The following is an 18,020-nucleotide window of genomic DNA, read 5'->3' on the forward strand; positions in this document are numbered from 1 at the left end:
CGGAGGTTCACCATGCCCGCACCCGCACCCGTCACCCCCGAGATCCACCGCGGTCTCGCCGGGGTCGCCGTCGACACCACCGCCATCTCCACCGTCATCCAGGAGACCAACTCCCTCACCTACCGCGGCTATCCGGTCCAGGACCTGGCCGCCCGCCGCTCCTTCGAGGAGGTCGCGTACCTGCTGTGGTACGGCGAGCTGCCCGGCGTCACCGAGCTGACGGCCTTTGCCGCCCGCGAGCGCGCACTGCGGCCGCTGGACCGCACCACCGCCGAGCTGCTGGCCCGGCTGCCGGAGACCTGTCACCCGATGGACGTGTTGCGGACGGCCGTGAGCTTCTTCGGCTCGGAGGATCCGACCGAGGAGGACGGCAGCACCGCCGCCCACCACGCCAAGTCCCTCGCCCTGCTGGCCAAGTTGCCGGTCGTGGTCGCGGCCGACCACCGCCGGCGCCAAGGGCTCGCCCCCGTACCGCCGGATCCGTCGCTCGGGTACGCGGCGAACTTCTTCCACATGTGCTTCGGGAGCGTGCCGGACCCGGAGGTGGTGCGCTGCTTCGAGATCTCGTTGATCCTCTACGCCGAACACAGCTTCAACGCCTCGACGTTCACCGCCCGGGTCGTCACCTCCACCCTCTCCGACCTGTACAGCGCGGTGACGGCGGCGATCGGCGCGCTGAAGGGGCCGCTGCACGGCGGGGCCAACGAGGCCGTGATGCACATGCTCAACGAGATCGGCGGCCCGGAGCGGGCCGAGGAATGGCTGGCCGAGGCCCTCGCCGCCCGGCGGAAGATCATGGGATTCGGCCACCGCGTCTACCGGCACGGCGACTCCCGCGTACCGGTCATGCAGGAGGCCACCGACCGGCTGGTGGCGCGCGCGGGCGACCCGGACGTGACCCGGCTGGCGACCCTGCACGCCGCGCTCCGCCACGCCATGATCAGCCGCAAGGGCATCCATCCCAACCTGGACTACCCGGCCGGGCTCGCCTACCACCTGATGGGGTTCGACACCGCGGCCTTCACCCCGATCTTCGTGATGAGCCGGATCACCGGCTGGACCGCGCACATCAGCGAGCAGCTGGCACACAACGCGCTGATCCGCCCGCTCGGCGTCTACAACGGGCCCGGCCGGCGAGCGGTGCCTCCACAGAGCGAGGGATGATCGAAGCCCCCGCGCGCGTTATAGCCGGATGTGTCCGGCTCATCACCGAGCCGGGCGGAGAATTCCGAGCTGGAGGCGGCGCTGTGCACGGTGAGTACAAGGTTCCGGGCGGCAAGCTGGTCGTGGTGGACCTGGACGTGGCGGGCGGGGCGCTGCGGAACGTCCGGGTGGCCGGGGACTTCTTCCTCGAACCCGACGAGGCGATCCTCGCCATCGACGCGGCGCTGGAGGGCGCCCCGGCCACCACGGACACGGCGGGTCTCGCGGCCCGGATCGAGGCGGCGCTGCCCGACTCCACGGTGATGCTCGGGCTGAGCGCGGAGGGTGTCGCCATCGCCGTACGCCGGGCGCTGGCGCAGGCCACGGAGTGGAGCGACTACGACTGGCAGCTGATCCACGACGCGCCCCAGTCGCCGGCGCTGCACATGGCGCTGGACGAGGTGATCACCGCCGAGGTCGCGGCGGGGGTGCGGCCGCCGACGCTGCGGGTCTGGGAGTGGGACTCCCCCGCCGTGATCATCGGCAGCTTCCAGTCGCTGCGCAACGAGGTCGATCCGGCGGGCGTGGAGCGGCACGGTGTGAACGTCGTGCGGCGGATCTCCGGCGGCGGGGCGATGTTCGCCGAGCCGAGCTCCACGATCACCTACTCGCTGGCCGTCCCGCAGGCGCTGGTCTCCGGGCTCTCCTTCGCCGACAGCTACGCCTATCTGGACGACTGGGTCCTCGAAGCGCTCGCGGACATGGGCATCAAGGCCTGGTACCAGCCGCTCAACGACATCGCCACCGAGGTCGGCAAGATCGCCGGGGCGGCGCAGAAGCGGGTGGTGGGGCCGGACGGCGGGCCGGGGGCCGTGCTGCACCACGTGACCATGGCGTACGACATCGACGCCGACAAGATGCTGGAGGTGCTCCGCATCGGCAAGGAGAAGATGTCGGACAAGGGCACCCGGTCGGCGAAGAAGCGCGTCGACCCGCTGCGGCGCCAGACCGGCCTGCCGCGCCAGGTGGTGATCGAGCGGATGATCGAGTCGTTCCGCCGGCGCCACGGCCTCACGGACGGCAGCGTGACGGACGCGGAGCTGGCGCGCGCCGAGGAGCTCGTACGGACGAAGTTCGCGACGGAGGAGTGGACGGCCCGGGTGCCGTAGCGGGTGTCCCGCGGGCCCGCATACTGGGAGGCATGGACAGAGCGCAGCCGGACTCCGGTGTACGGCAACGGCTCGGCCAGGCCTTGTTCTCCCGGGTGGCGGGTCCCTCCGGGCCGGAGAACCGGGCCCGGATCCACGGGACGCCCGGCCCGCGCTGGTTCGGCCCGGACCGGCCGGTGCGCCGGGTGCACGGGGACGCGTCCATGTTCATCGGCGGGCTGCGCGCGCTGCTCCTCCAGTCGCTGCACCCGCTCGCCATGGCCGCCGTCGCGGGCCACTCGGGGTTCAAGGGCGATCCGTGGGGGCGGCTCCAGCGGACCAGCACGTTTCTCGCGGTGACCACGTTCGGCACGGCCGACCACGCGCAGGAGGCGGTGGACCGCGTACGGGCCGTGCACGAGCGAGTACGCGGGACCGCGTCCTCCGGGGAGCCCTACCACGCGGCCGACCCGCACCTCCTGTGCTGGGTGCACATCGCCGAGGTGGACAGCTTTCTCCGCGCCCACCAGCGGTACGGGGCACGGCCGTTGGACGGCGCCGGGTGCGACGGCTACATCCACGACATGGCGACCGTGGCCCACGCCCTCGGCATCCCCGACCCGCCGCACGACCGGGCGGAGCTGGCGGCCCGGATCGCCGCCTACCGCCCCGAGCTGCGCGCCACCCAGGAGGCCCTGGACGCGGCCCGCTTCATCCTTCTGCACCCGCCGCTGCCCTGGCCGGCCCGTCCCCCGTACGCCGTGCTCGCCGCCAACGCCGTGGCCGGTCTCCCGCCGTGGGCCCGCGAGCCGCTGCGGCTGCCCAGGGTGCCGGGGGTCGAGGAGATCTGCGTACGGCCCGCCGGGAAGGCGCTGACCCGGACCATCCGGTGGGCGATGACCCCGCCGCCCGCGCCCACCTGACCCCTGAACGCGGCGGTCCCGGTGCGCGGACAGCTGAGTTACGTGAACGGGGCCGTTCCTCGGGCGGTTCGGCGTTCCCCGAGGAGGCGGCTCCCGCTCTCGCCGACATCCAGAAGGTGGTGGGCCGGAGCGTGCGCCATGCCGACGAGGGTGTGCAGGCCGATCCGACGGACCTGGAGACGTTGCTGCTGCGCGAGGCCCAACCGCTCGTCAACTACTGGGAGATTCCGCTCGTGACGCCACTGCCGCCGGCCGCCCACGGTCGGAGGGTTGAAGGAGGCGGCGCTGGGGAGGGTCTTCGGCCGGTGAGGGCGAAAGCCCCGCTGCGGGAGGCCTGTGGAGGTTGACGGCCGTTCTCCCGCAGCGGGGCTGCAGACTACTGGCGAGGCTGCCGATTACTTCGGCATCAGCACCGTGTCGATGATGTAGACGGTGGCGTTGGCGGTCGGCACGTTGCCGCAGACCACGTTGGCGCTGTCGTTGACCTTGTACGACTCACCGGAGCCGGCCGTGGTCAGCGTGCTCTTCTGCAGCGTGTCGAACGTGCCGCTCTCCAGCTGCTGCGGGGTGAGCTTCTGGCCCACGACGTGGTAGGTGAGGATCTCGGTGAGCTTGGCCTTGTCGTTGAGGACCGCGTCCAGGTCGGCCTTCGGGATCTTGGCGAAGGCGTCGTTGGTGGGCGCGAACACCGTGATGTTCTCGGCGTTGTTGAGGGTGTCGACGAGGCCGGCCTTCTGCACGGCGGCGACGAGCGTGGAGAGCGCCGGGTTGTTGGACGCGGCGGTGGCGACCGGGTCCTTGGCCATGCCGTCGAAGCTGCCCGCGCCGTCCTTCGGGACACCGGCACAGGCCGGGCCGAACGGCTTGTCCGTCATGGCGTCGTCACCGGCGGCCGGCTTCGACTCCTCGGGGGTGGAGCCCGCGGCGGAGGAGCTGTCGGAGGCCTTGTCCGAGCCGGAGTCGGAGCAGGCGGCCAGCGTGAGGGGGAGCATCACGGCGGCGGCGACGGCGACGGCTGCACGGCGGTGGCGAAGGGCGTTCATGGAGTTCTCCTGGATCGTTCGTTCGTACGGGGAAAGGGATGAAGTGCTGAGGGGAAAGAGGTCTGTTGACGGGATGTCAGTCCACGGTGACCACCACCGAGTGCCAGCCGCTGGCGCCGTCCGGGACGGTCTTGGTGCGCTTCTCGGTCTGCACCTCGCCCGTGCCGTCCGTGGCGCGGACGGTGAGGGTGTGGCCGCCGGGCTCCGCCTTCCAGGGGTAGGACCACTGGCGCCAGGTGTCGACGGTGTCCTGTTCGGCCAGTTGGGCCGGGCGCCACGGGCCGTCGTCGACGCGGATCTCGACCTTCTCGATCCCGCGGTGCTGGGCCCAGGCCACTCCGGCCACCATGACCGTGCCGGCCTCGGGGCGCCCGAAGGGCTTGGGGGTGTCGATCCGGGACTGGGTCTTGATCGGGGCCTTGCGGGCCCACTTGCGCTTCACCCAGTACGGGTCGTAGTCGGCGAAGGTGGTGAGCTCGATGTCCTCGATCCACTTGCAGGCCGAGACGTATCCGTACAGGCCGGGGACGAGCATGCGGACGGGGAAGCCGTGGACGAAGGGGAGCGGTTCGCCGTTCATGCCGACGGCGAGCATGGCGTCCCGGCCGTCCATGACGTCCTCGACGGGGGTGCCGAGCGTCATGCCGTCGACCGAGCGGGCGATGATCTGGTCGGCCTTTCCGCCTCGGGACGGCGGCTTGACGCCCGCCTCCTTGAGCAGGTCGGCCAGGCGTACGCCGATCCACCGGGCGTGGCCGATGTAGGGGCCGCCGACCTCGTTGGAGACGCAGCAGAGGGTGATCTCGCGCTCGATCAGGGGCCGGTTGAGCAGGTCCTGGTAGGTGAACTCCAGGTCCCGGCGTACGCCTTGGCCGTGGATGCGCAGCCGCCAGGTGTTGGCGTCGACCTTGGGGACCACCAGGGCGGTGTCGACCCGGTAGAACTTGTCGTTGGGGGTGGTGAACGGAGGGAGGCCGGGGACCCGCAGCTGCGCTCCGGCCGGGATCGGCTTGGCGGGTGAGGCCGGGGCGGGCAGTTTGACGGCCTCGCGGGAGGCGACGGCGTCCTGGGCGCTGCGGCCGTTGAGCGTCCGGCCGACCGCACCCGCCGCGGTGGAGGCGGCGGCCGCGGCGGTGGCCGCGATCAGGAAGCCGCGCCGGTCCCAGCCGCTCTCGTTCTCCTCCGGCTCCTCCCCAGCGATCCTGCGCGGCCGGGTGAGCCTGCCGACGAGGACGTAGAGCAGGGCGGCTCCGGCCACGGCTCCGACCAGCGACGGCAGTGCGTCGACGACGCCGGTGGAGTCCGGGCGGCTGACGGCCGAGGCGGCGCCCACCACACCGAAGGCCAGGACGGCGGCGGAGCCCGTACGGCGGTGGCGCAGCGCCAGCAAGCCGACGACGACGGCGAAGAGGGCGAGCGTGACGACGATACCGAGTTGCAGGACGAGCTTGTCGTTCTCGCCGAAGTTCCGGATCGCGAAATCCTTCACCGCGGCGGGCGTCCGGTCGATGGCCGCCCCGCCGACCGCTGTCACGGGGCTCGCCTCCGGCCTGACGGCTGCCGAGACGAGTTCTGCGACGGTCAGGGCGGCGAAGCCCGCCAGCAGCCCGCTCAGGGCTGCGAGCGTTCCGCGGGTCAGGGCTGTCCGGGTGATCCTCACGGTCGTCATTCGGAGCCGTGGGACAGCCGGATTGGTCGATCACCCGATCACGTGAAACTCAGGCGATCACCTGCGGCGGGTGCGCGTACCGGCGTAGTGGGGCGGAACGCGAACCGCCCCGGCAGGCGCGGGGCCTGCCGGGGCGGAGCGGAGTGAAGGCGGACGGGGCCGCCCTCACCTCATGTCAGGCGAGGCTCGCGATCGCCTGGTTGAACGTGGCGGACGGGCGCATGATCGCCTCGGCCTTGGCCGGGTCGGGCTGGTAGTAGCCGCCGATCTCGGCCGGGGAGCCCTGCACCGCGGCCAGTTCGGCGACGATGGTCTCCTCCTGCTCGGCCAGCGTCTTGGCGAGCGCCGCGAACGCCTCGGCGAGCTTGGCGTCGTCGGTCTGCTGTGCCAGCTCCTGGGCCCAGTAGAGGGCCAGGTAGAAGTGGCTGCCACGGTTGTCGATACCGCCGAGGCGACGGCTCGGGGACTTGTCCTCGTTGAGGAACGTGCCCGTTGCCCGGTCCAGGGTGTCGGCGAGGACCTGGGCCCGCGCGTTGTCCGTGGTGGTGGCCAGGTGCTCGAAGCTGACCGCGAGGGCCAGGAACTCGCCCAGGCTGTCCCAGCGGAGGTAGTTCTCCTTGACGAGCTGCTGGACGTGCTTGGGGGCCGAGCCGCCGGCGCCGGTCTCGAAGAGGCCGCCGCCGTTCATCAGCGGGACGACCGAGAGCATCTTGGCGCTGGTGCCGAGCTCCAGGATCGGGAAGAGGTCGGTCAGGTAGTCACGGAGCACGTTGCCGGTGACGGAGATGGTGTCCTCGCCGCGGCGGATGCGCTCCAGGGAGAAGGCGGTGGCCTCGACCGGGGACTTGACGGTGATGTCCAGGCCGTCCGTGTCGTGGTCGGCGAGGTACGTCGTCACCTTGGCGATCAGGTTGGCGTCGTGCGCGCGGGTCCCGTCCAGCCAGAACACCGCCGGGTTGCCGGTGGCGCGGGCGCGCGTGACGGCGAGCTTGACCCAGTCCTGGATCGGGGCGTCCTTGGTCTGGCACATCCGGAAGATGTCACCGGCGCCGACGGCCTGCTCCAGCACGACGGTGCCGTCCGTGCCGACGACGCGCACGGTGCCGGTGGCGGGGATCTCGAAGGTCTTGTCGTGGCTGCCGTACTCCTCGGCCTTCTGCGCCATCAGACCGACGTTGGGCACCGAGCCCATGGTGGCGGGGTCGAAGGCGCCGTTGGCGCGGCAGTCGTCGATGACGACCTGGTAGACACCGGCGTAGCTGCTGTCCGGGAGGACGGCGATGGTGTCGGCCTCGTTGCCGTCCGGGCCCCACATGTGGCCGGAGGTGCGGATCATGGCCGGCATGGAGGCGTCGACGATGACGTCGCTGGGGACGTGCAGGTTGGTGATGCCCTTGTCGGAGTCGACCATCGCGAGGGCCGGGCCCTCGGCCAGCTCGGCCTCGAAGGACGCCTGGATCTCGGCGCCGACGCCCGGCAGCGAGCCGAGGCCCTTGAGGATGCCGCCCAGGCCGTCGTTCGGGGTGAGGCCGGCGGCGGTGAGCTGCTCGCCGTACTTGGCGAAGGTGTTCGGGAAGAAGGCGCGGACCGCGTGGCCGAAGATGATCGGGTCGGAGACCTTCATCATGGTGGCCTTGAGGTGCACGGAGAACAGCACGCCCTCGGCCTTGGCGCGGGCGACCTGCGCGGTGAAGAACTCGCGCAGCGCGGCGACGCGCATGACGGCCGCGTCCACGACCTCGCCCTTGAGGACGGGTACGGACTCGCGCAGCACGGTGGTGGTGCCGTCGTCGCCGTGCAGCTCGATCCGGAGCGAGCCGTCCTCGGCGATGACCGCGGACTTCTCGGTGGAGCGGAAGTCGTCGACGCCCATGGTGGCGACGTTCGTCTTCGAGTCGGCGCTCCAGGCGCCCATGCGGTGCGGGTGGGCCTTGGCGTAGTTCTTGACGGAGGCGGGGGCGCGGCGGTCGGAGTTGCCCTCGCGCAGCACCGGGTTCACGGCGCTGCCCTTGACCTTGTCGTACCGGGCGCGGACGTCCTTGTCCTCATCGCTCTTCGGGTCGTCCGGGTAGTCAGGAAGCGCGTAGCCCTGCTCCTGGAGCTCGGCGATGGCCGCCTTGAGCTGCGGGATCGACGCCGAGATGTTCGGCAGCTTGATGATGTTCGCGCCGGGCGTCCTGGCCAGCTCGCCGAGCTCGGCGAGTGCGTCATCGATACGCTGCTCGGCCTTCAGCCGCTCCGGGAAACTGGCGATGATCCGGCCCGCGAGGGAGATGTCACGGCGCTCGACCGTGACGCCTGCGGTCGAGGCGTAGGCCTCGATCACGGGCAGGAACGAGTAGGTCGCCAGGGCAGGGGCCTCGTCGGTGTGCGTATAGATGATGGTCGAGTCAGTCACCGGGTGCTCCGCTCCACGTCTGCAACATTGCTTGACATCAAGATATCTCGTCACCGCCCGTGGCTCCACAAGGCCCCCGCACGGCTTCACAGTCCGTACGGGGTCCGGTGAGCGTTACCTCACTCCGCGTTACGAGATCGGCGGCCGGTGCTCATACCAGCGCAGGTCGTCCTCCAGCTGGGCGGCCAGGGCGATCAGCCGCTCCTCGCTGCGGGAGGGGCCGAGGAGCTGGGCGCCGACGGGGAGGCCGGAGCGGGTGAAGCCGGCCGGGACGCTGATGCCGGGCCAGCCGAGCACGTTCCACGGCCAGGCGTAGGGGCAGGCGGCGGCCATGGTGACGTCGGTGCGCCAGGCGCTGAGCCGGTCGAAGGTGCCGATACGGGGCGGGGGCGCGGCGGTCGTCGGGGTGAGGAGGACGTCGTACGTGTCGAAGAGGGCGCCGATCCGGCGGTGCTGGCGCACCTCGCGGGCGCGGGCGGCCCGGACCACCCGGCCGCCGAGGCGCGTCCCGGTCCGCAGGGCGCTGCGGGTGCGGGGGTCCAGGAGGGCCGGTTCGGGGTGGCGGGCGGCGAATTCGGCGATGCCTGCGGTGGCGCGGGGCACGAAGGTGAGGCCGATCAGGCCGTACCGGGGGCGGTCCTCCTCGACGTGGTGGCCGAGCCGGGCCAGGGTCTCGGCGAGCGCGGTGACGGCCCGGCGTACCTCGGGATCGGGTCCGGCGCCGGTGAGGGTGAGCGGGGGCCGCCAGGCGAGGGCGATCCGGAGGCGGCCCGGATCGCGGCGGGCGGCGTCGAAGGCGCGGACGGCGGGCGGGCGGTGGAGGTCGTCGGGGTGTGCACCGGCGGCCGCGTCCAGCAGGAGCGCGGCGTCGGCCACCGTACGGGCGAGCGGGCCGTTGACCGTGAGGCCCTGGAAGGCGTCGTGGTGCGGGTGGACCGAGACGCGGCCGCGCTGGGGCTTGATACCGACGAGGTGCGTCCAGGCGGCGGGGATGCGGACGGACCCGGCGCCGTCCGATCCCAGGGCGGCGGGGACGAGGCCCGCGGCCACTGCGGCGGCCGATCCGCCGGAGGAGCCTCCCGGGGTGTGGGCGGTGTTCCAGGGATTGCGGGTGGCGCCGAAAGCCGGGCCCTCGGTGAACGGCCACTGGCCCAGCTCGCAGGAGTTGGCCTTGCCGACGATGACGGCTCCGGCGGCGCGCAGCCTCCGGACCGCCTCGCTGTCCGTGGTGGCCGGGGGCCGGTCGCCGTCGCAGCCGAAGTGGGTGGGCAGGCCCGCCACATCGGTGTCGTCCTTGACGGCGACCGGCACGCCGAGCAACGGCAGCCGCTCCCCCGCCGCCAGCCTGCGGTCGGCCTCGGCGGCTTCCGCGCGGGCGGCTTCGGCCCGCAGGTGACGGAAGGCGTTGAGCGTGGGCTGCGCGGCCTCGATCCGGGCGAGGGCGTCGGCGACGAGCGCGGTGGAGGTGGTGGCGGAGTCGGCGAGCAGGCGTGCGCTCTCGGCGAGGCCGGGTGCCGGGGCGGGACGCGGGGTGTGCCGGAGGTGTGCTCGTACGGCCGGGTCGGTCCGCTCGGTGGACTCCGCTGAGGACATGGGCGTGCCGCCTCCCTCGTGGCCGCGGGGTCGACCGGTCGTCCCGGCCGCTGCCCACACGTACTTACTGGAGGGTAACGAGAGGAGGCGGCACGCTCAACCGTTACGGCCGCCGCATCCGTCCGGCGTTACGGCCGGACATGGATCTCGCCGATGCCGGTGCCGATCTTCCCGCAGTGCGCGGTGGACTGGCCCGACTCACCGGGCCGCAGCGTGACCCGGTTGCCGTCGACGTCCGGGGCCCAGCCGCAGACCAGGTGGACCCAGAACGTCTGCGTCTGGCTCCCGTTGTTGCGGCAGAGCGCGTAGCCCGTGTACTCGTCGACCGCGTGCTTGCCGGTGTGGCAGGAGAGACCGGGCGGGATCGCGGCCGGAGCGGCGGTCGCCGAGGTGGCCGGGCTCGCCAGCGCCGTGGCCGCCGCCGCGACGACCAGCGACCGCAGGACGGACCGGGTCCGCTTCCCCGTGAACAGGTTCATCGGTTCTCCTCCGTGGTGCGCGTGCGTACGTGGACCCACGCGTGCGTAGGTGATCCCACGCGGGATCACGTATGCGGCTCTGCCCACGCTCCGTGTCCGAAAACACCGCCGCACTTCACTCTCCGTACGCACGCCGGGCGGCGCCCTCGCTCCCGGCGTACGCTCGAATGTGCCGGTCACCCTGGTTCGCACGCCCTCACCGGGGCCTTTTCGAGGAGGCGACGTGAGCGGACACCGTTGGGCCGCACAGGCGGCGACGGGCGCGGCGGTCGTCGCTCTCACCGTGACGGGTGGTGCGGTCGCGCAGGCCGACGATGACATCGCCTCGCTCAGCGCCGAGCAGATCGCGGACCGTTCCCGGGACGCGCTGCTCCGGGCCTCCTCCCTCCATCTGAGCGCGCGCGGCAGTCTCGACGGGAGCGGCGACCGGATGAGCGTCGATCTGACGCTGGACCGGGCGGGCAACTGCGCGGGCGGCGTCGACATGGGCGAGGACGGGTCCGTGGAGATCGTGAAGCGCGCCGACGATGTCTGGCTGAAGCCGGACAAGGCGTTCTGGGAGACCCATGTCCCGATCGGCGGCGCCACCTTCGACGCGATCCTCGACGGCCGCTACATGAAGGCGAAGGCCGACGACCCCCGGCTGCTGACGGTGACCGAGGTGTGCGATCTCGACACCTTCCGCGAGCTGGTCACGGACAACCCCGACGCCACCGAGCGCGGCACGCTGACGAAGGGCCGGGAGACCGAGGTCAACGGCACGCCCGTCATCCCGGTGACCCGCACGCAGGGGACCGAGCGGCTGACGGTGGACGTCGCCACCGAGGGCGAGCCGTACCCGGTGCGGATCACCGTGCGGGGGGCGGAGGAGGGGACCGTGAACTTCTCCGGCTTCGACCGGCCGGTGCCCGCCGGGACTCCGGCGGCGTCGGAGACGGTGGATGTGACGGCTCTGCTGGGCCGCAGCGTCAAACCGGTGTGAGCCCGCGTCCCGGTTACGGGCCGGCCGGTTACCCGGCACCGGGCCGGCCCCGCGCACACCGCACCGGGCCGGCCCCGCCGCCATCAGGCCCGCTCCCGGCGCTCCCGCCCGGTCAGCACCACGTACAGCACCAGCGAAGAGGCAAGCCCGACCGCCCAGCCGTAGTCGGCGAGCGGCTTGAGGAACGGGATCAGTCCGTCGGCCGGGAACGGCCCCTTGCCGGGAGCCGAGTGCGAGCCGCCGACCGCCAGGACGCCGCCGACGGTGAAGGCCGCCACCGCCCGCCAGTTCCAGCCGGCCCGGTACCAGTAGCGGCCGCCGGGCCGGTAGAGGTCGGCGAGGTCGAGGACCGTACGGCGGACGATCCAGTAGTCCGCGATCAGGATGCCCGCCACCGTACCGAGCAGCCCGCCGACCAGTCCCAGCCAGGTGAAGATGTACAGCTCGGGCGTCTCCGTCAGCTTCCACGGCATGATGACGACCCCGACCACGCCCGTGATGAGCGCCCCGCCCTGGAAGCTGATGAACTTCGGCGCGAGGTTGGCCAGGTCGTACGCCGGTGAGACCACGTTGGCCGCGATGTTCACGGAGATCGTCGCGATCAACACGGTGACCAGGCCGAAGAGGAGCCCGAAGACGTTGTCGGTACGGGCCACGAGCTCGACCGGGTCCCAGATGGCGACCCCGTACACCGCCTGCGAGCCGGAGGTGACGAAGACCGAGAGCAGGGCGAAGAACGTCATCGTGGTCGGCAGGCCCAGCGACTGACCCCAGATCTGCGCGCGTTGGCCCGCGCCGAAGCGGGTGAAGTCGGGGATGTTGAGGGAGAGCGTGGCCCAGAAGGCGATCATGCCCATCAGGGACGGGAAGAAGACCGGCCAGAAGTCGGCGCCCCAGCCGAGCGCGGACGGCTGGTCGAGCAGCGGACCGAAGCCGCCCGCCTTGACCGCGACCCAGACGAGCAGGGCGACGGCCCCGACCAGGACGAAGGGCGCCGCCCAGTTCTCGAACCGGCGCAGGGCGTCCATCCCCCGGTAGATGATGGCCAGTTCGAGCGCCCAGAAGAGCGTGAAGCAGAGCCAGAGCGTCCACGGCTGCCCGCCGATCTCCCCGGCGCCGGCCCAGCCGCCGAAGACCTTGCCGAGCAGCGTGAAGATCCCGACGCCGCCGATCCAGGTCTGGATGCCGAACCAGGCACAGGCGACGGCGGCCCGGATCAGAGCGGGCAGGTTGGCGCCGCGCAGCCCGAAGGAGGCGCGGGCCAGGACCGGGAAGGGGATGCCGTACTTGGGTCCGGCGTGCCCGGTGAGCAGCATCGGCGCGAGCACGATCACGTTGGCGAGCGCGATGGTGAACACGGCCTGTTTCCAGTCCATGCCGAGCGCGACCAGGCCGGAGGCGAGCAGCCAGGACGGGATGTTGTGGGCCATCCCGATCCACAGGGCCGCGAAGTTGTACGTCGTCCAGGTGCGCCGCTCCACGGGGACGGGGAGCAGGTCGTCGTTGGTGAAGCGGGTGTCGTCGGGGACGTATCCGTGGGCGAGTTCGACGCGGCCGGACGCGGCGGCGGTAGCCGTTGCGGGTATCGCGCCCTGCGGGGAGGAGGATGGCGGGGTGGGTGGGACGGTGGCGGTCATGGTGGTCGAGCCCTTCGCTCGGGAGCGGTGCCGTGCGGGGCGGTGGATGGTGCCGTGGGGCGGTGGAATGGGGACGTGGGGGGCGCAGGCGGGTCAGGCGTTCAGCGCGGGGATGATCGTGGAGCCGTACGCGTCGATGGTCGCCTCGCGCGCGTCGTGCATGTTGTAGACGGCGAACTGGTCGACGCCCATGTCCCGCAGCGCCTGGAGCTTCTCGATATGGGCCTCGGCAGGTCCCAACAGGCAGAAGCGGTCGACGATCTCGTCGGGGACGAAGGCGGTGTCCGGGTTGCCGGTGCGGCCGTGGTGGCTGTAGTCGTAGCCGGAGCGGCCCGCGATGTACGCGGTCAGTTCGTCCGGCACCATCCCCGAGTGCTCGCCGTAGCGGGCGACCAGGTCGGCGACGTGGTTGCCGACCATGCCGCCGAACCAGCGGCACTGCTCACGGGCGTGGTCGAGGTCGTCGCCGACGTAGGCGGGGGCGGCGACGCAGATGGTGACGGAGTCCGGGTCCCGGCCCGCGTCGGACGCCGCGTCCCTGACCGCCTTGATCATCCACTCGGTGAGGAAGGGGTCCGCGAGCTGGAGGATGAACCCGTCCGCCTTCTGGCCGGCCAGCGCGAGGGCCTTGGGCCCGTACGCCGCCATCCACACCGGCAGCCGCCCGTCCTTCACCCACGGGATCTGCACCGGCTGCCCGTCGACCGTCGCCTCCCGGCCCTCCGCGAGGTCCCGGATGACGTCGATGGCCTCGCCGAGCCGGGCCAGCGTGTTGGGCCGGCGGCCCGCGACGCGCATGGCGGAGTCGCCGCGCCCGATCCCGCAGACCGTGCGGTTGCCGTACATGTCGTTGAGGGTGGCGAAGGTGGAGGCGGTGACCTCCCAGGTACGGGTGCCCGGGTTGGTGACCATCGGGCCGACGGTCATCCGGTCGGTGTGCTCCAGGATGCGGCTGTAGATGACGAACGGCTCCTGCCAGAGCACCGCCGAGTCGAAGGTCCAGCCGTAGCGGAAGCCGTTGCGTTCGGCGCGGCGCATCAGGCCGACGACGGCGGAGGCGGGCGGGTCGGTCTGGAGGACGAGTCCGAAGTCCATGCGGGATCTCCTAGTCGAGGTACTGACTGGTGGCACGGGGGGTGTACATGCCGTGTCCGGCGCGTCCGGTGAACTTCAGTCTGTCCACGACGAGTTCGCCGCGTGAGAGCACGGTCTCGACCTGGCCGGTGATCCGCTTGCCCTCGTACGCCGAGTAGTCGACGTCCATGTGGTGCGTCTCGGCGGAGAGGGTCTGCTCGGCGTGCGGGTCGTAGATGACGATGTCCGCGTCGGCGCCCGGGGCGATGGTGCCCTTCTTCGGGTAGAGGCCGAACATCCGGGCCGGGGAGGCGCAGGCGATCTCGATCCAGCGGCGGCGGGTGATGTGCCCGTCCACGACGGCCTGGTGCAGCAGGTCCATCCGGTGCTCGACGCCGGGCATGCCGTTGGGGATCTTGGAGAAGTCGCCGCGGCCCATCTCCTTCTGGCCGGAGAAGCAGAAGGGGCAGTGGTCCGTGGAGACGACCTGGAGTTCGTTGTTCCGCAGGCCTCGCCACAGGGTTTCCTGGTGCTCCTTGGGGCGCAGCGGCGTGGAGCAGACGTACTTGGCGCCTTCGAAGTCCGGCTCGGCGAGGTTGTCCGTGGAGAGGAACAGGTACTGCGGACAGGTCTCGCCGAAGACCGGCAGCCCCTTGTGGCGGGCGGCGGCGATCTCCTCCACGGCCTCGTCGGCGGAGACGTGGACGACGTAGAGCGGCGATCCCGCGACCCGGGCGAGCTGGATCGCGCGGTGGGTGGCCTCGGCCTCCAGGGCGACCTTGCGGACGTCTCCGTGGTAGCGCGGGTCGGTGCGGCCGGCGGCGAGGGCCTGCTCGACGAGGACGTCGATGGCGATGCCGTTCTCGGCGTGCATCATGATCAACCCACCGTTGCCGGAGGCCTGTTGCATCGCCCGAAGGATCTGGCCGTCGTCGGAGTAGAAGACGCCCGGATACGCCATGAACAGCTTGAAGGAGGTGACGCCTTCGGCGACGAGCCGGTCCATCTCCTTGAGCGAGGACGGGTTCACGTCGGCGAGGATCATGTGGAAGGCGTAGTCGATGGCGCAGTTGCCGTCGGCCTTGGCGTACCAGGCGTCCAGCCCTTCGCGCAGGGACTTCCCCACGCTCTGGATCGCGAAGTCCACGATGGTGGTGGTCCCGCCCCAGGCTGCGGCGCGGGTCCCGGTCTCGAAGGTGTCGGCGGCGTACGTGCCGCCGAACGGCATCTCCATGTGGGTGTGCGCGTCGACACCGCCCGGGATGACGTACTTCCCGGTGGCGTCGATCCTGCGGTCGGCGCTCCAGGACTCGGCGGCGTCGGTGCCGTGGGCGGCGAGTGCGGCGATGCGCCCGCCCTCGACGAGGACGTCGGCGTGGATCTCGTCGGACGCGGTGATGACCAGACCACCGTGGATGACGGTGCGGCTCATGGGTACCTCCTCGCTGGGGCGGTACGGGGGTCCACGCACATGGACCCCCGTACGCAGGTCGGTTGGCGCTCGTACGGTGGTCAGCCGGCGGCGCGCAGGGCTTCGGCCAGGACCGACGCGCCCTCCTCCGCCTCGGCGACCGTGAGTGTCAGCGGTGGGGCGATCCGCAGCACGCTGGTGTTGTGCCCCCCGCCCTTGCCGATGAGCAGCCCGCCCGCGCGTGCCGCCTCCAGGACGGCCGCGGCCGCCTCCGGATCCGCCTCGTCCGTACCGGGCTTGACCAGCTCGATGCCGATCATCAGGCCCCGGCCGCGCACTTCGCGTACGGCGTCGGAGCCGGCCGCGATCCCTCGCAGTCGCTCGATGAGGAGCCCGCCGACGCGCCGCGCGTTGCCTTGGAGGTCGTGCTCCAGGTGGTACGAGAGGTTGGCGAGGCCGGCCGCCATGGTGACGGGGGAACCGCCGAACGTGGAGATGGAGTTGGCGTCCAGGCAGTTCATCACGTCGGCGCGGGCGACGACTCCGCCGATGGACATGCCGTTGCCGATGCCCTTGGCGAAGGTGAGGATGTCCGGCGGGCCGTGCTCGGCGTGGGCCTGCCAGCCCCAGAAGTGCTCACCGGTCCGTCCCCAGCCGGTCTGCACCTCGTCGGAGATCCACAGGATGCCGTGGCGGTCGAGGACTTGGCGGAACGCGGCGAACAGTCCGTCGGGCGGCGAGGTGAAGCCGCCGACGCCCTGGATGGGTTCCGCGATCAGCGCCGCGGCCTCCCGGGTGTGGCCGAGGAGGTCCTCCAGATCGGCGACGCACGCCCGGATGAACCGCTCGTCGCTCAACTCCGCGTACGGGCCACGGGATCGGACGCCTCCGTGGACGTACAGCGTCTGGAGCGGGGAGAGCGTCGTGGGCGACCAGGCGTGGTTGCCGGTGATGGAGACGGCGGAGAAGGAGCGGCCGTGGTAGCTGTTGCGCATCGCGAGGATCTGGTTGGACCTGCGGTACGCGGTGGCGAGCAGCAGCGCGGTGTCGTTCGCCTCGGTGCCCGAGGTGGTGAAGAAGACCCGGGCGTCGGGGATGCCGGAGAGGTTGGCGATCCGCTCGGCCAGCTCCACCATCGGGCGGTTGAGGTAGAGCGTGGAGGAGTGGATGATCCGCCCGGCCTGTTCGGCGACCGCCTTGGTGACCTCGGGCAGGGCGTGGGCGGTCATGGTGGTGAGGATGCCGCCGAAGAAGTCGAGGTAGCGGTTGCCGTCGGCGTCCCAGACGTACCGGCCCTCGCCGTGGGTGAGTTCGATGGGGTGGCGGTAGTAGAGGGCCAGCCACTCGGGGCTGACGGCCAGGTGGCGTTCGTACAGTCCGCTCACGGCTCCACCAGCCCGTCGTAGGCGTCGGGCCGTCGGTCCCGGTAGAAGGCCCACTGCTGGCGGACCTCCTCGATAAGGCCGAAGTCCAGGTCGCGGACGACGAGTTCCTCCTCCTTGTCGCTGGCGACGTCTCCGACGAACTGGCCGCGCGGGTCGACGAAGTAACTGGTGCCGTAGAAGTCGTTGTCGCCGTACTCCTCCTGGCCGACGCGGTTGATCGCGGCGACGAAGTACTCGTTGGCGACGGCGGAGGCGGGCTGTTCCAGCTGCCAGAGGTGGGCGGAGAGGCCGCGCGAGGTGGCGGACGGGTTGTAGACCAACTGGGCCCCGTTGAGTCCGAGTTGGCGCCATCCTTCGGGGAAGTGCCGGTCGTAGCAGATGTAGACACCGACCTTGCCGACGGCGGTGCCGAAAACCGGCCAGCCGATGTTGCCGGGCTTGAAGTAGTACTTCTCCCAGAACCCCTTGACCTGCGGGATGTGGTGCTTGCGGTACTTGCCGAGGTAGGAGCCGTCGGCGTCGATCACCGCGGCGGTGTTGTAGTAGAAGCCGGACTGCTCGACCTCGAAGACCGGGACGACGATGACCATGCCGGTCTCGCGGGCCAGGTCCTGCATCCGGCGGACGGTCGGCCCGTCCGGGACCGGCTCGGCCCAGCGGTAGTGCTCGGGCTCCTGGACCTGGCAGAAGTAGGGGGCGTTGAACACCTCCTGGAACCCGATGATCTTCGCCCCCTGCCGGGCGGCCTCGCGCGCATGGTCCTCATGCTTGGCGATCATGGATTCGGTGTCGCCGGTCCAGGTCGCCTGGACGAGTGCGGCGCGTACGACGTGGGACATGAGCTGCTCCTTCGACGCGGCGTCAGAGAGCCTCTACGCGTTTTCTACGCACGTAGATCGGTGCATGGATGGAGAACGTAAGCCCCTCCGTCCGGCGGGGCAAGACCATCGCCGTGAACCGGCTGAGTCGATCATGTTTCGCACCCGAGCGGTCCACACCGGCCACGGTACGCATCCTTGCGCGCATATGCGGCGCGTCACGCGGAACCGGGAGGGAGTTGCCCTGGAGCGCGCTCCAGCTCATAGCCTGCTGGCGTCTCGGGGATCACCCGGCGCCACCCGGTGTCACCCGGCAT

15 protein-coding genes are annotated in these 18,020 nt (G+C 71.3%); 5 read left to right on the forward strand and 10 right to left on the reverse strand.

Going from position 1 to position 18,020, the window contains the following annotated elements:
• Positions 1 to 12 precede the first annotated feature (12 nt).
• The 4 genes from ACIRR8_RS20530 (at position 13) to ACIRR8_RS20545 (ending at position 3,561) form a co-directional block, all read left to right on the forward strand.
• Complete coding sequence (locus ACIRR8_RS20530) at positions 13 to 1,164, forward strand: bifunctional 2-methylcitrate synthase/citrate synthase (protein WP_404066629.1); 1,152 nt, start codon at positions 13 to 15, stop codon at positions 1,162 to 1,164.
• A gap of 83 nt (positions 1,165 to 1,247) precedes the next feature.
• On the forward strand, positions 1,248 to 2,312 hold the full coding sequence (locus tag ACIRR8_RS20535; protein ID WP_404066632.1) for a biotin/lipoate A/B protein ligase family protein: 1,065 nt from the start codon (positions 1,248 to 1,250) through the stop codon (positions 2,310 to 2,312).
• A gap of 32 nt (positions 2,313 to 2,344) precedes the next feature.
• Positions 2,345 to 3,214 (forward strand): oxygenase MpaB family protein, encoded by an 870-nt coding sequence (locus tag ACIRR8_RS20540; RefSeq protein WP_404066635.1) that lies wholly within the window; start codon positions 2,345 to 2,347, stop codon positions 3,212 to 3,214.
• Complete coding sequence (locus tag ACIRR8_RS20545; protein ID WP_404066638.1) at positions 3,181 to 3,561, forward strand: hypothetical protein; 381 nt, start codon at positions 3,181 to 3,183, stop codon at positions 3,559 to 3,561. Before ACIRR8_RS20540 ends, ACIRR8_RS20545 begins: the two co-directional genes overlap by 34 nt.
• Before the next feature lie 48 nt (positions 3,562 to 3,609).
• Here the strand turns inward: ACIRR8_RS20545 and ACIRR8_RS20550 are convergent, their stop codons facing one another.
• The 5 genes from ACIRR8_RS20550 to ACIRR8_RS20570 form a co-directional block, all read right to left on the reverse strand.
• Positions 3,610 to 4,257: a fasciclin domain-containing protein gene (locus tag ACIRR8_RS20550; protein ID WP_404066641.1), complete on the reverse strand. Its 648-nt coding sequence runs from the start codon at positions 4,255 to 4,257 to the stop codon at positions 3,610 to 3,612.
• 76 nt (positions 4,258 to 4,333) lie between these two features.
• Positions 4,334 to 5,926, reverse strand: a complete 1,593-nt coding sequence (locus ACIRR8_RS20555; protein WP_404066644.1) for a molybdopterin-dependent oxidoreductase — start codon at positions 5,924 to 5,926, stop codon at positions 4,334 to 4,336.
• Between the two features lie 175 nt (positions 5,927 to 6,101).
• Positions 6,102 to 8,324, reverse strand: coding sequence for an NADP-dependent isocitrate dehydrogenase (locus ACIRR8_RS20560; protein WP_404066647.1), 2,223 nt, complete (start codon positions 8,322 to 8,324; stop codon positions 6,102 to 6,104).
• 129 nt (positions 8,325 to 8,453) lie between these two features.
• Entirely contained in the window at positions 8,454 to 9,917 is a 1,464-nt protein-coding gene (locus ACIRR8_RS20565; protein ID WP_404066650.1) for an amidase, read from the reverse strand.
• Between the two features lie 128 nt (positions 9,918 to 10,045).
• Positions 10,046 to 10,396 carry a hypothetical protein gene (locus ACIRR8_RS20570; protein ID WP_404066653.1) on the reverse strand — a complete coding sequence of 117 codons (351 nt, stop codon included), beginning with the start codon at positions 10,394 to 10,396 and terminating at the stop codon, positions 10,046 to 10,048.
• A 223-nt stretch (positions 10,397 to 10,619) separates the two neighbouring features.
• On the opposite strand from ACIRR8_RS20570, the gene ACIRR8_RS20575 reads away from it, so the two are divergent.
• On the forward strand, positions 10,620 to 11,378 hold the full coding sequence (locus ACIRR8_RS20575; protein WP_404066656.1) for a hypothetical protein: 759 nt from the start codon (positions 10,620 to 10,622) through the stop codon (positions 11,376 to 11,378).
• Between the two features lie 83 nt (positions 11,379 to 11,461).
• On the opposite strand, the gene ACIRR8_RS20580 is transcribed toward ACIRR8_RS20575, so the two are convergent.
• The 5 genes from ACIRR8_RS20580 to ACIRR8_RS20600 form a co-directional block, all read right to left on the reverse strand.
• Positions 11,462 to 13,015: an NCS1 family nucleobase:cation symporter-1 gene (locus tag ACIRR8_RS20580; protein WP_404066659.1), complete on the reverse strand. Its 1,554-nt coding sequence runs from the start codon at positions 13,013 to 13,015 to the stop codon at positions 11,462 to 11,464.
• 93 nt (positions 13,016 to 13,108) lie between these two features.
• Positions 13,109 to 14,110 carry a TIGR03842 family LLM class F420-dependent oxidoreductase gene (locus ACIRR8_RS20585; RefSeq protein ID WP_404066661.1) on the reverse strand — a complete coding sequence of 334 codons (1,002 nt, stop codon included), beginning with the start codon at positions 14,108 to 14,110 and terminating at the stop codon, positions 13,109 to 13,111.
• Between the two features lie 10 nt (positions 14,111 to 14,120).
• Complete coding sequence (gene hydA / locus ACIRR8_RS20590; protein ID WP_404066664.1) at positions 14,121 to 15,521, reverse strand: dihydropyrimidinase; 1,401 nt, start codon at positions 15,519 to 15,521, stop codon at positions 14,121 to 14,123.
• Positions 15,522 to 15,601: 80 nt separating this feature from the next.
• Positions 15,602 to 16,885, reverse strand: a complete 1,284-nt coding sequence (locus ACIRR8_RS20595) for an aspartate aminotransferase family protein (protein ID WP_404066666.1) — start codon at positions 16,883 to 16,885, stop codon at positions 15,602 to 15,604.
• Positions 16,882 to 17,724: a nitrilase-related carbon-nitrogen hydrolase gene (locus ACIRR8_RS20600; protein ID WP_404066670.1), complete on the reverse strand. Its 843-nt coding sequence runs from the start codon at positions 17,722 to 17,724 to the stop codon at positions 16,882 to 16,884. Before ACIRR8_RS20600 ends, ACIRR8_RS20595 begins: the two co-directional genes overlap by 4 nt.
• Positions 17,725 to 18,020 lie beyond the last annotated feature (296 nt).

This window comes from Streptomyces sp. NPDC101178 (genome assembly GCF_044767965.1).
Lineage (GTDB): Bacteria > Actinomycetota > Actinomycetes > Streptomycetales > Streptomycetaceae > Streptomyces.